We start from the raw sequence: 15,704 nt of genomic DNA, 5'->3' as shown, positions 1-15,704 counted from the left end.
TTTGAAGCAGTAAGTGATTCCATAACCCAGGGCTATCTGGCCGGTTACGGCTATGCCTGTCTGCGGGTGGACCTGCGCGGAGCAGGGGAATCCCAGGGCGTACTAAGGGATGAATACCTGCAGCAGGAGCTGGACGATGGAGTGGAAGTTCTGGCCTGGATTGCTGCTCAGCCCTGGTGCAACGGGTCCGTAGGCATGATGGGCATTTCCTGGGGCGGGTTCAACTCCCTGCAGATCGCCGCTCTGCAGCCGCCTCAGCTGAAAGCCATAATCACTGTGTGCTCAACAGATGACCGTTACGCCGACGATGTGCATTATATGGGTGGCTGCCTTCTGGGAGACAACCTTTCCTGGGCCTCGACCATGTTTGCATATAATTCCTGTCCGCCGGACCCGGACCTGGTTGGGGACAAATGGAAAGAGATGTGGCTTGAGCGATTGGACGGCAGCGGGTTGTGGCTTAAAAACTGGCTCAGTCATCAGCACAGGGATGATTTCTGGAAACACGGTTCTGTCTGCGAGGATTTTTCCCGTATCAAGTGCCCGGTCATGGCTGTAAGCGGCTGGGCCGACGGATACACCAATGCCGTGTTCAGGCTTTTAAACGGGCTCAGCGTTCCGCGCAAAGGGCTTATCGGTCCCTGGAGCCACAAATATCCGCATTTCGGTGTGCCGGGTCCGGCCATTGGATTTTTGCAGGAAGCCCTGCGCTGGTGGGATACCTGGCTCAAGGGAAAAGAAGCCGGGGTCATGCAGGAGCCCATGCTGCGGGTCTGGATGCAGGACAGCGTTCCTCCCAGCCCCCTGTACAAAAAACGCCCAGGCCGCTGGGTGGCTGAGCCAGAGTGGCCCTCGGACAATATTAATATTCTAACATACCACCTGCATCCTGGACATCTGCTTTTGGAGGAGAAGCCCGAAACAAAGGTTCACATGACCATTCAATCCCCACTGAGTGTAGGCCTTTTTGCAGGTAAATGGTGTTCCTACGCTGCGCCTCCGGATCTGCCCCATGACCAGCGTGAAGATGACGGTGGAGCCCTGATTTTTGAGACTGCTCCTCTGGAGACTCCCCTGGAGATTCTGGGAGCTCCTGTGCTGGAACTGGAGCTTTCCGCAAGCGAAGCCGTGGCCATGATAGCGGTGCGGCTTTCGGATGTTGCTCCTGATGACAAGGCCACCCGGGTCACTTACGGCCTGCTGAACCTTTGTCACCGCGAGAGCCATGAGACGCCTGGGTTGCTTGAGCCCGGGCACTCATACAGGGTGCGCGTCCAGTTGAACAACATAGCCCAGCGTTTTCCGGCCGGGAACCGGCTGCGAGTATCCATATCCACTTCTTACTGGCCCCTGGCATGGCCTCCTCCCAGACCGGTGCGCCTTACAATTTCTGCCAGCCTGAGCCGTCTGGAACTGCCTGTGCGGGAGGCAATCCATGAGGATGACAAGCTGCGCCCGTTTCTGGAGCCGGAAGGAGCACCGGCCATAAGGACCAGTCAGCTGGAACCCAGGCGGCACAGGTGGCGGGTCATCAGGGATCTGGCCCATGATGAGTCCACCCTGGAAGTTGTCATTGATGAAGGCGCTGTTTGTTTTGAGGATATGGACTGGACAGTTACCAGCCGGGCCAATGAATGGTATACTTTCCAGGACGATGACTTTGTTTCCGTGCGCGGCGAGACCCTCTGGTTCAGGCGCTTCCAGCGCGGAGAATGGTCTGCCGAGACAGTGACCAGAACTGTTCTCACCTGCTCTGAAACCCATTTCCGGGTACATGCGGAGCTGGATGCCTATCACGGGGATGAAAGGGTGTTCTCGCGCAACTGGCTGTGCGAGATACCCAGGGATCATGTGTAAAGGTGTAGCAATTCTTCACTGCAGCAGCCGTAACTGAACCATAGGCCCGAGTTAGGCAAGCCTAAACGTAAGAACTCACTTTTTTGCCAGGGCGTGACAGAGATAATCTGAATCTTTATTAAGGAAAAGGCAGAACCGTTTAATGGCTGTAAAATATACCCTTGTGATCCATGCCGGCTGTGAAGGCATAATTCCGGAGCGTTACGGCCCTGAAGCTGAGCATGAACACCTGGATTATCTGCACAAGAGCCTCGCAGCAGGGCGGGTGGTTCTTGAAGGCGGCGGTAATGGGCTGGATGCGGTCTGTGCTGCAGTGGAAGTCTTGGAAGACTGCCCCCTGTTCAATGCCGGGCGCGGATCAGTATTTGCTCACGATGGGACGATAGAAATGGATGCATCCGTCATGAGGGGCAATGATCTTTCCGCCGGGGCTGTGGCCGGTGTAACCGACATCAAAAACCCGGTGCAGGCTGCAGCCCTGGTACTGAAAAAATCTCCCCATGTCCTGCTCATGGGCACGGGCGCGGAGCGCTTTGCCCATATCCATGGCCTGGAAAGTGCGGCCCCCGCATATTTTCAAACCTCCAGGCGCAGGGAAGAGTACCTTGCAGCCAAAAAGCAGGCCGGGGAAAAGTTTGGAACGGTTGGTGCCGTCTGTTTAGACAGGGCAGGCAATCTGGCATCAGCCTCGTCCACCGGGGGCATCCCCTGCAAGCAGTACGGCCGCGTGGGGGATTCGCCGGTTATCGGGGCAGGGGTCTATGCGGACAACGCCGCCTGCGCTGTCAGCTGCACAGGAGAAGGAGAGTTTTTTCTGCGCCGGGCAGCGGCCAAGCGCATCGCCTGCCTGGTGGAGCTCGGCGGTTTTTCCCTGGAAGCGGCCGTTTCGGAAGTTCTGGAAAATATCAGAAATCTTGGAGGAAAAGGCGGGGTGATCGCTCTGGATACAGCAGGCCGTTTTTCCATTTCCTTTACCACTCAGGGTATGTTCCGGGGCCTGGTCCGTGAAGGGGAGATGGGACGAGCGGCCATGTTCGGCCCTCCTGGTGCCTGGCAATAGATGCCATGTCTTTTTATCGCTTGTGAAGGTCCATTGTCGGGATCAGGAGCAACCAGCCGCTCCGGCAGCCTGGGCGAGCTGGGGCTGCTATGGCATCCCGAAAATTTTCCGGTACAGGTGGGTAACTGTCACGGTTTGGTCATATCCTGCACCCCGCCCGCCATGGGCGTATCTTCCTGCACCGGCAGCTCCATGGGAGAAGTCAGTACCTGAATGGCCACCCTGGGCTCGGTTTCCGGGGCCTGCTCCTGGATCTTTTTGGGGGAGACTGACGGAATGGTCAGGTCCTGATACTGAAATCTGATCATTTCCCGGCACTTTCTGAATTTTTCCAGAAGATCCTTCTGACTGTCGGCACCAAGATAGATAAAGGCAGAGGCATAGCTGTAGCTGTCCTGTTCCGGAATGTCCGAGAGCTTCATGCCCACTTTTCCCTGTACGTCCACCAAGGTTCCGGGGATCCTGTTGCTTAGATCTTCCAGATCTTCTCTGGTGGGGATGCCGGTAATCAGTTTGTCCTGATACTCCCTCAGGAAAAATTTGCCCGCCACCCGGAATCTGCCCTGGCGTCTGGGAAACGCAGGATCCCGGTTCAGGGCTACATCCAGCATGATCTGGTGATTGGACACACCGTCCACCTTGACAAAGAGATCGCTGTGGGACTGTGGGATCCGGGTGTTGATCTCCAGAAACCAGATTTTGTCCTTTTTTTCATTCCAGAAGAATTCCAGGTTGAAGGCGGAGTGATCCAGGTCCACCTGTTTCATGACCCTTTCGCTGATCCTGGACATCTCCTCCTGTACTTTTCTGGGCAGACGGGAGGGATACTGGTAACGGGCAAAGGTAGTCCTGTTGGGCTCGCGGATGGAGTCGATAATGCCGTAGGTAAGCACTTCTTTATTGTGCACGTATCCTTCCAGGGTGCACTGGTGCCCGGAAATGATCTGTTCGGCAACACAGTGCGAACTCTTGACCCTGACCACCTCAGGGGGGAGCTTGACCATATCCAGGAGGTAATCAAAGGGCTTGAACAGCCCGATTTTTTCCTTGATGACTGCCACGGCCCGCTTAAAATCCTTGCGGCTGTTGATACGGAAGCCCAGCTGCGAAGCAGTGGATTTTATGGGCTTGATCCAGAAGGGATATTCAAGGGAAATCCGGTCCATGGCCTGGTCATCAAAGGGATCGAATTCCGTAAAGGCCGGTATGTGCTCCGGGATGGCCTTTTTCTGTTCCAGACGGCTCCAGTACTTGTGCTCGCACTTCAAAACGCTTTCCAGGGAGGGGCCGGGCACATTGAACTTCTCACAGAGAATGGGCACCATGGTGCTGACCGGAAAATCAGTATATCCGACAATGGCATCAATGGTCCCCTTGAATTCCCTGAGCTGATGCTCGGCCAGCTCCAGCATGTCGCTTAACCGGTAAAGTCCGCTGTCAATAAGGGCATGAATGTCCAAGAGACCGATGAAGTTATAGCTTTCTGCATTTTTCACCGAGCTGATCATGCCCAGATTGAAATCGTCCAGACCGATGACAAAGATATTTTTTTTCATGTTCTGTGCTTAGATAGTTGTATTGGTTGAATGAAAGCTTATTGAGCCAGGGCCGGAGTGAATTTTCTCCGGGACAAAAGCATCTTGTCTCCGGGAACCATTACATGAACGCTGAGATTTTCAATGGAGATGAGTTCACCTTCGTTGATCATGGCCATATTGGTATACTTGATAGTGGATCCGTCCACAACGATGATCAGACCCGAACCTATGGCTTCCAGGGTTTCCCCTTTAGTGATCAGCAGGCCGGTGTCTTCCCCGAGGCCGATACCCAGGCATCCGGGGTTGCTGGCCACAGCCTGAAACAGTCGACCGATGCGTCCGCGTTTGACGAAGTGGGTGTCAATAATAACTTTTGACAGCAACCCGAATCCGCTGCTGAACTTGACCTCGCCTTTTTTCAATGCCTCCTGGCTGCTTCCCTGATAGATCATGGTGTCGGACATGGCCATGGCTCCGGCGCTGGTTCCTGCGATGACCACGGCCTCCCGTACATAACGCTCGGCAAGGATATTCAGAAGATCAGTACCCCCCAGGATGGTAGTCAGCCGCAACTGATCTCCGCCGGTGAAAAGAAAACCTTCAGCCTCGCGTACCCGCTGGACCATGTCCTGGCTTTGAGCTTGATCCCGGGTTCTTATGTCCATAACTGCACAATTTTTAAATCCCAGGCTGCTGAAGGCCTCTGTGTATCGCTTGCCGGCTTGCTCCGGAATGCTTGAGGCGGTGGGGATGATCTCGATGCGTGATTTTATACCGGATAACAATCCGCAGAATCTGGTCAGGATCTCTCCCTCTGTCTCGGCTACCTCCGCATCACTGCTGTTTTCTCCGTTGTCCATTCCTGGCGGCATGGACATGTCCCCACCGATAATTATCAAAATTCCCTTTGTTTTTTCCATATAATTCCTTTATTCTCTCTGCATAAATAGTGCAAGAAAATAAGTTATAGATTATGGATCAGGTTGAGCAGCATGTTGTCTCGGCTATACAATTTTTTGCTGATAATAGACACGACTGCAAAAAGTCTTTTTTGCAGTCGCAGGAATCAGGAGGCAGGTGACATAAATCAGTAAAAACAAAGGTTTATAGAATTGATTTATTACTGAATTCTTCATTTCCTGACTTTTTTGCAGGCGTATCATAATACATTAAATTTAAAAGGAAATCTGTAAAACATGAAAATCCTGGAATCCAGAGCTCTAAGGGGGCCTAATTACTGGTCCAGCCGGAGACATAATCTCATTGTCATGCGGGTGGATCTGGAAGAAATGGAAAAATATCCTTCCAATACCATTTCCGGATTTCCGGAAAATATGGAAAAACTTATGCCTTCTCTTTATGAGCACAGATGTTCCAGGGGGTATGAAGGGGGTTTTCTGGAAAGGCTCAGAGAGGGGACATGGATGGGTCATGTCATGGAACATGTTGCATTGGAACTGCAGATACTTGCAGGCATGCAGTGTGGATTCGGACGGTGTACCTGGGATGGAGAAGAAGGCATCTACAGTGTTGTCTTTTCTTATGAGGAGGAAAGGGCTGGTTTTTATGCGGCTGAGGCTGCCTTTGAAATTGTCCGGGCCATGATTAATGGTGAATCTTATGACCTGCAAAAGGATATTCAGGCCTTAAGAGAAATACGGGAGCAGGAGAGGTTCGGCCCCAGTACCGCCTCCATCGTTCATGAGGCCAAAAAGAGACATATTCCTGTACTTCGGCTCAACAGCTATTCCCTGGTCCAGCTTGGATGGGGGATACATCAGCAGAGAATTCAGGCCACGGTCACGGGCAGAACCAGCAGTATCGGCCTGGAAATTGCCTTTGACAAGGAAGAGACCAAGAACATGCTCCACAACAACGGCTGCCCCGTTCCTTATGGCCTTGTTGTCTGTTCTGCCGGTGAAGTTGAGGCAGCTGTTTGCCGGGTGGGCTTTCCGGTGGTGGTCAAGCCTGTGGATGGACATCATGGCCAGGGCGCAACAATAAATGTTCAAAATCCAGAGAATGCCCTGGCAGCCTTTGAGGCGGCCAGGGAATATTCCAGCCGGGTCATTGTGGAGAAATGCATCAAAGGCAGCGATTTCCGGCTGCTGGTGATCAACTATAAACTTGCAGCGGCAGCAAAGAGGGTTCCGGCTCATGTTACCGGCAACGGCCGTTCCAGCATTGAAGAATTGATCCGGGAAGTGAACCAGGATCCCCGCCGGGGATACGGACATGAAAAGATGCTTACCGAGATCACGGTGGACGACATGACTAAGCGTCTTCTGGAGCTGGAAGGTCTGAGCCTGGATTCGGTCCTTTCCCCGGGCAGAACACTGTATCTCAAGACCACGGCCAATCTGAGTACCGGCGGGGTGTCCGAGGATGTCACAGATACGGTTCATTCCTACAACGTTTTCCTGGCTGAACGGGTGGCCAGGATCATTGATCTGGATGTCTGCGGCATAGATGTCATAGCTCCAAGCCTGGCCGAACCGTTAAGCGAAACCGGAGGAGCTATCATTGAAGTAAACGGGGCGCCGGGATTCCGCATGCATCTGTCTCCTGTCGCGGGTCAGCCCAGAAATGTGGCAGAGCCCGTGCTGGACATGCTCTTTCCCCTGGATCATCCGGGCCGGATACCCATTATCTCCGTGACCGGGACCAACGGCAAGACTACAACCACCAGGCTCATCGCCCACATAATGCACATGAGCGGCAAAAAGGTCGGCTATACCACCACTGACGGAATATATATCCAGAACCGCCTTCTGTACAAGGGGGACTGTTCAGGCCCTGACAGTGCCCGTTTTGTACTGCGCGATCCCACAGTGGATTATGCAGTTTTTGAGACTGCCAGGGGCGGGATGATGCGGGCCGGTCTGGGGTACGATCTGAGCGATGTGGGAGTTGTGACCAATGTGGCCTCGGATCATTTAGGGCTTTATGGTATCCATACCCTGGAGCAGCTTACCCGGCTCAAGTGCCTGGTGGCTGACAATGTTCAGGCTTCAGGTTATGCAGTGCTTAATGCGGATGATGATTACGTTTATTCCATGCAGGAAAATGTCTCCTGCAACACAGCTTTTTTCAGTATGAATGCCGGCAATCCCAGAATAAAAAAACACTGTGCATCCGGAGGGACGGCAGCGGTATACGATGAAGGCGATATAATTCTGCGTAAAGGCGACTGGTCCATGCTGGTTGACAGGGTGATCAATATCCCCTTGACCTATTTCGGCAAGGCCGCGTTCCAGGTGCAAAACGTGCTGGCCGCCTGTCTGGCAGCCTTTGTCCAGGAGGTAAAGGTGGAAGAGATTCGCTTGGGTCTGCAGACGTTTGCACCTTCCTCTGCCCAGTTGCCCGGGCGTATGAATATTTTTGAATTCGAGAAATTCAAGGTGCTCATTGATTATGCCCATAATCCTTCAAGCATGGAGGCCATGGGCAGATTCGTGTCTTCTCTGGGCATGGGAGTCAGTACCGCTATCCTGGCTGGAACAGGTGACAGGCGGGACAAGGATCTGCAGGATTACGGACGGGTTGCTGCAGAGTACTTTGACAGGATCATTGTCTGGGAGGACCAGGATTACGCACGTGGCCGGGACAGCATGAAAGTGATGCAACTCATTCAGGAGGGGGCCGCCAGCAGCTCCAAAAAAGCCCGGGTGCTGAGCATTCTGGATGAAGATGATGCAGTGGACCATGCACTGCAGGAGGCCTTACCAGAGGCCATAATATGCATCTTTACCGGCAGGATCGAAGCCATGACCGCCAAGATCAAGGCGTTAAGGGAAAAAGAGCTGGATCTTATCATTGCCAGAGAGGATATTCCCAATATTTCTCCTGAACTGCGCATGTAAACTCTGTACAAAAGGAAAAAACCATGACCTTCAAGCTCCCCGAATACTGCCCCCCTGATTTGACCAGGGAACCCTTTTCTTCAGCTCCTGCAGCACTTACCGCAGAGGCTCCCGGTAATGGCACAGCTCCATCCGGGTTTCACGCCACTTCTAACCATCCGGAATACGTCTGCATGGAACCGGGAAAATGGATCCTGGTCAGTGAAAGCCGCATGGACTGCGTCATTGTCCGTCGCGGGGACAGTCTGGAAGTGCTTGAGCCGCGAAGGCTGAAGCAGGGGGACAGGGTTGTACTGGGCAGGACTGAGAACGGTGAAGATGGAATATTCGTGCATACTGAAGGTTTTGATACAGGCAAGAGCATTTCCCCGGACAAGTTTTCCTTCCGCATCCGGGGGACCAGGGAAACTCCTTTTTCCAAAAGTTATGATGAGTTGTATGACCTGCTGCGCCATGACCGGGAGCACGGGTATATCGTATGGGTGCTGGGCCCGGCTGTCGCCTTTGACCAGGACAGCCGCAGGGCCATGCAGGAACTGATCCGTGACGGGTTCTGCCATGCACTGCTGGCAGGCAACGCCCTGGCCACCCACGATCTGGAGGCGTCCATGTTTCAGACCGGACTGGGTCAGGATATATATACCCAGGAGCCTGTCCGGCATGGACACTATCACCACCTGGATGTTTTGAACACTGTCCGACAATATGGGACCATCAAAGAGACAATCCGGGAAATGAAGATCAGTGACGGGATCATGTACACCTGTGAAAAATACCGGGTGCCGTATATCCTGGCCGGTTCCATCCGGGACGACGGACCACTGCCCGAGGTCTTGGCAGACGTATATAAGTCCCAGGACGCCATGCGCCCTCATGCCAAAAAGGCCACCACAGTGGTGGCCATGGCCACTCAACTGCACTCAATCGCATTTGGGAACATGACTCCCAGTTACCGGGTCATGGAAAACGAAGACGTGCGCCCGGTGTATTTCTACGTTGTGGACATCTCCGAATTCAGCGTGGATAAACTGGCCAACCGGGGGTCCACCCAGGCCACTGCCGTGGTGACCAACGTGCAGGACTTCATCGTTAATTTGAGCAGAAACTTAAGGCTTTCAAAACAAGAAGACCAACTGCCATAAAAATGCTTGGCGCTGTGGTCTTCGAGTTTGTAGAAAAAAGCATCAGGCAGTAAAAACCGTCTGCATGGGTTCAGGTTAGAATATTCTTCCCAGGCTGAACCCCAGGTAAAGAGCAAAAAATCCCAGTATGTTCTGCCCCATAAGGTTCAGGCCCAGCTTGAGCCACTGGGTGTCCTGGACCAGGGCCGAGCACTCAAAGATGTAGGTGGAAAAGGTGGTAAAAGCCCCCATAAACCCTACCAGGACAACGATGCGCAGATGAGCCGGTAAAATCCCGCGCTCCTGGATCAGTATCCAGAAAAGGCCGAAAAGAAAACATCCCAGGATGTTCACCGTCCAGGTGCCCCAGGGAAAGCCTGGTCCAAAGAGGGTGTGCATGGCTACTGACAGCCAGTATCTGAGAAGGGTTCCAAAGGCCCCGGCCAGGGCCAGCAGCAATATCTTGTCCATGACTTTTTCCACAAAAAAGCCACGCTCAAGGCGTGGCTGATATAATATAAAAAACCGCCACATTTTTAGAAATAACAGGAGTCATCAGCATCACGGCGGTTACCAGGGGGAACTCCATCCCCTTTCAGGCGCTCTTGTATATCCGGAAGAAGCGCCTGGAGTCAACTCTTTAATGGTAACGATTACAATATATAGAAAGAACATAATCAGAATAATCGGCGCCGGATATTGGCGAAAAGGAAAAAAAATTATGAAAGAGAAAATCAAGTACACGGACGAACCAATGGGGAAGGTCAAGGTCGTCTCTGACTTTCTTCCATCGCCGGAAGAGCTTGCTTTAAAAGATGAAACCATCAAGGTCACAATTACCTTGAGCAAAACGAGTGTGGATTTTTTTAAGAAGGAAGCAAAAAAATATAATACCCAATATCAAAAAATGATTCGCAGACTTCTCGATGAATATACCGCCCATCAATAAACCTTACATTACCATGGAATGAGAAACAGCAGCTTCGTTTCGTTTTGCAGCTGTCAGACTTTCTGATTAACTTTTACATGAATTCAAAGGGCAGGGCATTTTTTATTTTCTTGATGTTCTGCCTGAGTCGTCCGGGATTTTTTGCTCCGGTAAATATGATGGCGCAGGCAAAGCTGTAGCTGTCCTGCTCTGCGGGGTCCATAGCGGACAACTTTTGTCCCTGACTTGCCAGTATGCTGATCATGGTGCCCGGGAACTGTTCTTCTACAGCCCGGACTTCCTGCGCACCCGGGATCCTGGTCACCAGAGCGTCCTGAAAACGGCGTAGAAAGACCTTGGCCGCACAGGCGAATGGTCCCTTTCCAGGGCTCCAGGCGGGCCTGCGGTTTAATGCCAGTTCCACCAGGATGCGGTGATGTGGTGTGCCGTCAACCTTTTCGAAAATGTCTCCGTGGGACTGGGAAATGCGCGGATTGATCTCCAGTATCCAGATATGGTCCCTCTTGCTGTCCCAGAAGAACTCCATGTTGAAAGCGGAGTGATCCAGGCCGGTTTCAGCCAGGACATTTCCGGCGATTTGGGTCATTTTCTGGATGACCCGGCCGGGCAGGGTCGATGGATACTGATAGCGGGAAAAGCTTGACCCGTTGGGGTAGCGAAAGGAATCCACCACTCCATACACCTGGATCTCCCCTTTATGCACAAAGCCTTCCAGGGTGCACTGCCTGCCCCGGAGGAGTCCCTCCACCACGCAATGATTGCCCCCGATGCGGGCAATCTCTTCAGGTAGATGGGCATATTCCAGGAACTCATTGAAGGCATTGCCCATGCCTGCAATGCCGGAACGTATTTTCTGCACTGCCCGGGCCAGATCCTTATGATTGCGCACTTTGAAACCCAGGTGGGAGGAGTGTGATTTGACCGGTTTGATCCAGAAGGGATAGTTTACCATAATCTCATTTAAATCCTGATCATCAAAGGGATCCACGCTTTGAAAGGAAGGAACATGTGCCGGGGCTACTTTCTTCTGCAGCAGCCGGCTCCAGTATTTGTGTTCACAGCCCACCACCCCCTGCACCGAAGGTGCGGTCAATCCCAGTCTTCTGGCCAGGATAGGGACCATCAGGCTCACGGGAAAGTCCCAGTAGCCGATTATTCCCCCTATGGGGCGGGGATGGGCGCGCAGCTGGTTTTCTGCAGTGTTGAGCACAGCATGAACATCATAATCCTCACTGGAGGTCACAGCGTCCATGTCCAGCAGGGGATAAATATTTACAGCCAGGTCCTGGTCAATGGTCTCCAGTTTGGACCGGTTGAAATCGTCCAGTCCCAGCACGAAAAGATCAATAGATTCATGATTATCCATGAGAGTCAAACATCCTTTGGGGCAAAGTGACAAAAGTGAGACTTTACTCGCAACGTAAGTCCCTGCTGGTTGTTATGCGGTGCTATATTTCTGCTATGTATTCTTCCTTATCGATCTTGAAGCTCAAAATATCAAGCACCTTGTTGTATTTTTCCAACAGGTTCGATCCGTCCATGCCTCCGATGATGATATTGGCCAGTTCGTAACTGTAGCTGTCCTGCAGGGCCAGAAGCTCCGAGAGCCTGTCGCCCTGTCTGACCAGAATCTTCATCTGTGTCCCGGGGAATTTTTCCCGGACCTTTTCAAGCTGTTCCTGGGCGGGCACCTGAACCACCCGTCCATCTTCAAAGGTTCTGAGCATGAAGTGTCCGGCAACGCTGAAGGGTCCGTTTCTTTCCAGTATCCGGGGCTTTCTGCCCAGACAGAGATCCACCATTACGGACAGATGGGAATGACCGTGCACCTTGGCGAAAAGGTCCGTATGCGCCTGGGAGACCCTGGGATTTATTTCCAGGAGGTATACCTGTTGGGCGGTCTGGTCATAGAAGAACTCGATATTGAAGGCCGAGTTGTCCATTCCGATACGGGCTATGGCTTTTCTGGCCGTGTCCATTATCCTGTGCTGGATTTCCAGGGGGAGTATGGAAGGGTACTGGTATCTTGCAAAGGAAGAACTGATTTTTTCCTGCACTGAGTCCACGATGCCGTAGCCCACTATTTCCCCTTTAAAGCTGTAGCCTTCCAGGGTGCACTGCAGGCCTCCAATGGGGGATTCAGCCAGGCAGCTCTCATGCATATGGGCTATTTCATAAGGCACCTGGGCATAGTTCTGCAAAAGATACCTGAAGGGCTCATCAATAAGGGCTATGCTTTTTCTGATCTTGTTCGTAGCCTCCCAGTACTCCAGTTCGTCATTTATCCTGAAGGACAGAAAAGACTTGAATGACTTAATGGGTTTGATCCAGAAAGGAGGCAGGAGGCGGAGCTTTTCAAAGCCCTGTTCGTCAAAGGGATCAAAGGGCTGAAACATGGGGATGTTTTCATGGATGACCTCTTTTTGTTCCTGACGGCTCCAGTATTTGTGTTCGCACCTGAGTACGCTCTCCAGATCGGGACCGGGCAGGCCGAAGCGCCTGGCCAGAATCGGAACCAGAACCGTGCCTGGAAAATCGTAGTATGTAGCCACTCCGTCAACAGAGCCTTCAAAAGACTCCATTCTGCCCACGGCTTTGTCTATCAGGTGCTGCATATCATATGACTGGACATTTCTGATGTCTGATATATCCAGGGCGGCATGAAACTCGCATTCCGCCGCCTGGGGGAGCTGTTGCAGAAGTTTTTTGTTGAATTCATCCAGGCCGACAATAAAAATATTCTTTTTGGTCATGAAAAGATCTCCGGGTAAGCGTAGTTTGAAAGCTAACGGCGTGTTGAATGTTAACCATTGGTTGAAGAGATGGTTTATAATTATTACAATTACTTGTTTAAGTATAGCGTTGTCTGGCCATGTAACAACCTGTAATTTAAGGATCCAGCTAAATTTAATTACCATAGATTTTTTTGTTGACAAAGTTAAAAAACCATGTTTATAAAGATTTCCATGTTAAGCGAATCCCTTAGACCCAGCCATACTTCTTTTTATTTTTGGTATTTTTATTTTATCCAGGCCTGTGGTCCGAAGGGAGGAGTTTAGCCTAACAGAAGAGTAGAAGATTCATAAACCCAAGGGCCGCAGGCAAAAGCCGGCGGCCCTTTTTTTGTTTCTGAAGAAGGTCCGCCTGAACCTGCCGCCCCAAACCATCAGGAGGTATTGTCATGCACCTGGGAAAGAGCATCAGAATGGAGAGGATTTTCAACCGCAACACAGGCCGGGCCATTATTGTTCCTGTGGATCACGGGGTGACCGTGGGGCCCATTGACGGGATCATCGACATGAGGGTCACCGTAGACAAGGTGGCCGAGGGCGGAGCCAATGCCGTGCTCATGCACAAGGGCCTGGCCCGGTGCGGACACCGGGGCAAGGGACACGACGTCGGCCTTATCGTTCATCTTTCAGCAAGCACTTCAATTTCTCCCTATCCCAATGCCAAGACTCTGGTGGCCAGTGTAGAGGACGCCATCAAACTGGGGGCTGACGGCATTTCCGTCCATGTAAACCTGGGGGACGAATCCGAGCGGGAAATGCTCCGGGATATGGGCCAGGTGGCTTCCAAGGCTAATGAATGGGGTATGCCTCTGCTGGCCATGGTTTACGCCCGCGGCCCCAAGGTCAAGGACGAGTTCGATATGAACATGGTCCGGCACTGCGCCCGGGTAGGGGAAGAACTGGGCGCGGATGTGGTCAAGGTGGCCTACACAGGTGAGGCGGACAGCTTCGCCAAGGTGGTGGAGGCCTGCTGCATACCGGTGGTCATTGCCGGTGGTCCCAAGCTGGATAATGACCGGGACCTGGTGAAAATGGTGCACGATTCTGTTGCTGCCGGAGCTGCCGGGCTTTCCGTGGGCCGAAACGTTTTTCAGCACAGTGATGTGACATCCTTAGTCAAGACCCTGCACCATGTGGTTCATGACGATATGGATGTGGACGAGGCCATGGATGTTCTGTCCAACGGCGGCGAATGATTGATAACCGATAACCGACTGCAGGAACACCATGACCAAAAAAATATACTTCAAAGCGGTTCCTTTTGATAAAAGTCTGGTCACTCTGGCCTTGGAATCAGGTGTGGACGGAATCCTGGCCGAGAAGAACGATCTGGAAAAGATCCAGGCACTGGGCCGGACTCAGGCCCTGGATGTGCAGGATTTCAACATCATGAGCATAGACAGCAAGGAAGACGAGGAAAACGCTGTCCAGCGCCTCAAGGCAGGTGAGAACGTAGTCCTGGCCAGGGGGGTGGAGATAATTCCCGTTGAAAACATTGTGGCCCAGACACCTCAGGTGGGTATGGAAGCAGCCACTCTGCAGGAGGTGGATACCGCCCTGGGCATCCTGGAAAAAGGCGTGGACTACGTGGTGGTGGATGCAGAGTCCGCCGGGGAACTCAAAAAAATCGCCGCCAGGGTCAAGCAGGACCAGGGCAGGCTGGAGCTCATACCAGGCAGGATAACTCATATATCCCCTGTGGGTCTGGGGCACAGGGTGTGTGTGGACACTATTTCCCTTTTAAATACAGCGGAGGGCATGCTGGTGGGCAACTCCAGCGCATTTACCTTCCTGGTGAATGCTGAAACCGAGTCCAACCCGTACGTGGCCCCCAGACCCTTCAGGATCAATGCCGGAGCAGTGCATTCCTACACCTGTCTTCCAGGAGACAAAACCACTTACTTAGAAGAACTGGCTCCAGGCAGTCAGGTGCTCATTGTTTCCGGCCAGGGCGAGGCCAGATCTGCCGTAGTGGGCCGCATCAAGACCGAGGTCCGGCCTATGCTGCTCATCAGTGCCGAGTTCGAGGGTCATCAGGGCAGCGTGATCCTGCAGAATGCCGAGACCATCCGCCTGGTGGGTGCGGACAACAGGCCGGTAAGCGTGGTCAATCTCAAGGTGGGGGATCAGGTCATGTGCCGGGCCGACGAGGCAGGACGGCATTTTGGAATGCGCATCCAGGAAGATATCAGGGAAACATAGCCATGGACCAGGAAACAAATCTCAAAAGAATAAGAAGTGAAATAAGCCGGCTGGACCAGGAACTTCTGGAGATTCTAAACCGCCGGGCGGGGCTCAGCTTAGAAGTGGGCAGCATCAAGTCCCAGTCTAAGGACAATGTTTTCAAGCCCTTTCGGGAAAAAGAGGTCTTAAACGGTCTGGCGCAGAAAAACCCCGGTCCTTTGCCGGATGAGCATTTAAGGAGCATCTACCGGGAGATCCTTTCATCGTCGCGCAGCCTTCAGCAGCCCCAGAAAGTGGTCTACCTGGGACCGGAAGGGACTTTCTCCTACTTTGCCGGGGT

The 15,704-nt window shown here is 52.6% G+C and carries 13 protein-coding genes and 1 riboswitch; of the genes, 8 read left to right on the top strand and 5 right to left on the bottom strand.

The genetic code is table 11. The features are described 5' to 3' along the window. Together D5S03_RS10415 and D5S03_RS10410 are read left to right on the top strand one after the other, a co-directional pair. Positions 1-1,857 (top strand): CocE/NonD family hydrolase (locus D5S03_RS10415; RefSeq protein WP_287043885.1); only part of this gene is annotated, 1,857 nt, incomplete at its 5' end. A 142-nt stretch (positions 1,858-1,999) separates the two neighbouring features. Beyond that, positions 2,000-2,917 (top strand): isoaspartyl peptidase/L-asparaginase family protein, encoded by a 918-nt coding sequence (locus D5S03_RS10410; protein WP_287043883.1) that lies wholly within the window; start codon positions 2,000-2,002, stop codon positions 2,915-2,917. 128 nt (positions 2,918-3,045) lie between these two features. On the opposite strand, the gene D5S03_RS10405 is transcribed toward D5S03_RS10410, so the two are convergent. Next, positions 3,046-4,473 carry an ATP-grasp domain-containing protein gene (locus D5S03_RS10405; RefSeq protein WP_287043881.1) on the bottom strand — a complete coding sequence of 476 codons (1,428 nt, stop codon included), beginning with the start codon at positions 4,471-4,473 and terminating at the stop codon, positions 3,046-3,048. Positions 4,474-4,511: 38 nt separating this feature from the next. Further along, complete coding sequence (locus D5S03_RS10400) at positions 4,512-5,375, bottom strand: cyanophycinase (RefSeq protein WP_287043879.1); 864 nt, start codon at positions 5,373-5,375, stop codon at positions 4,512-4,514. A gap of 276 nt (positions 5,376-5,651) precedes the next feature. On the opposite strand from D5S03_RS10400, the gene cphA reads away from it, so the two are divergent. Continuing rightward, positions 5,652-8,318 (top strand): cyanophycin synthetase, encoded by a 2,667-nt coding sequence (gene cphA / locus D5S03_RS10395; protein ID WP_287043877.1) that lies wholly within the window; start codon positions 5,652-5,654, stop codon positions 8,316-8,318. 23 nt (positions 8,319-8,341) lie between these two features. Further along, positions 8,342-9,460, top strand: coding sequence for a putative NPN-dependent ornithine cyclodeaminase (locus tag D5S03_RS10390; protein WP_287043876.1), 1,119 nt, complete (start codon positions 8,342-8,344; stop codon positions 9,458-9,460). A 75-nt stretch (positions 9,461-9,535) separates the two neighbouring features. Here the strand turns inward: D5S03_RS10390 and crcB are convergent, their stop codons facing one another. Then, on the bottom strand, positions 9,536-9,910 hold the full coding sequence (crcB, locus tag D5S03_RS10385) for a fluoride efflux transporter CrcB (protein WP_287043874.1): 375 nt from the start codon (positions 9,908-9,910) through the stop codon (positions 9,536-9,538). A gap of 68 nt (positions 9,911-9,978) precedes the next feature. After that, positions 9,979-10,041, bottom strand: a riboswitch (Fluoride riboswitch). A 119-nt stretch (positions 10,042-10,160) separates the two neighbouring features. Between crcB and D5S03_RS10380 the strand changes: the two genes are divergently transcribed. After that, positions 10,161-10,388, top strand: a complete 228-nt coding sequence (locus tag D5S03_RS10380; protein WP_287043873.1) for a hypothetical protein — start codon at positions 10,161-10,163, stop codon at positions 10,386-10,388. 73 nt (positions 10,389-10,461) lie between these two features. Here D5S03_RS10380 and D5S03_RS10375 read toward each other — a convergent pair whose 3' ends face one another. Together D5S03_RS10375 and D5S03_RS10370 are read right to left on the bottom strand one after the other, a co-directional pair. After that, on the bottom strand, positions 10,462-11,754 hold the full coding sequence (locus D5S03_RS10375) for an ATP-grasp domain-containing protein (RefSeq protein ID WP_287043872.1): 1,293 nt from the start codon (positions 11,752-11,754) through the stop codon (positions 10,462-10,464). An 82-nt stretch (positions 11,755-11,836) separates the two neighbouring features. Then, positions 11,837-13,141: an ATP-grasp domain-containing protein gene (locus D5S03_RS10370; RefSeq protein ID WP_287043871.1), complete on the bottom strand. Its 1,305-nt coding sequence runs from the start codon at positions 13,139-13,141 to the stop codon at positions 11,837-11,839. Between the two features lie 428 nt (positions 13,142-13,569). Between D5S03_RS10370 and D5S03_RS10365 the strand changes: the two genes are divergently transcribed. The 3 genes from D5S03_RS10365 to D5S03_RS10355 form a co-directional block, all read left to right on the top strand. After that, positions 13,570-14,376: a 2-amino-3,7-dideoxy-D-threo-hept-6-ulosonate synthase gene (locus tag D5S03_RS10365; RefSeq protein WP_008868491.1), complete on the top strand. Its 807-nt coding sequence runs from the start codon at positions 13,570-13,572 to the stop codon at positions 14,374-14,376. A 31-nt stretch (positions 14,377-14,407) separates the two neighbouring features. Continuing rightward, on the top strand, positions 14,408-15,382 hold the full coding sequence (locus D5S03_RS10360; RefSeq protein ID WP_287043869.1) for a 3-dehydroquinate synthase II: 975 nt from the start codon (positions 14,408-14,410) through the stop codon (positions 15,380-15,382). A 2-nt stretch (positions 15,383-15,384) separates the two neighbouring features. Then, the coding region (locus D5S03_RS10355) for a chorismate mutase (protein WP_287043867.1) at positions 15,385-15,704 on the top strand (320 nt) is incomplete at its 3' end.

Source organism: Desulfonatronospira sp. MSAO_Bac3 (genome assembly GCF_003838035.1).
GTDB classification, from domain to species: Bacteria; Desulfobacterota; Desulfovibrionia; order Desulfovibrionales; family Desulfonatronovibrionaceae; genus Desulfonatronospira; species Desulfonatronospira thiodismutans.
This window is presented reverse-complemented; position numbering and strand designations above follow the sequence as displayed.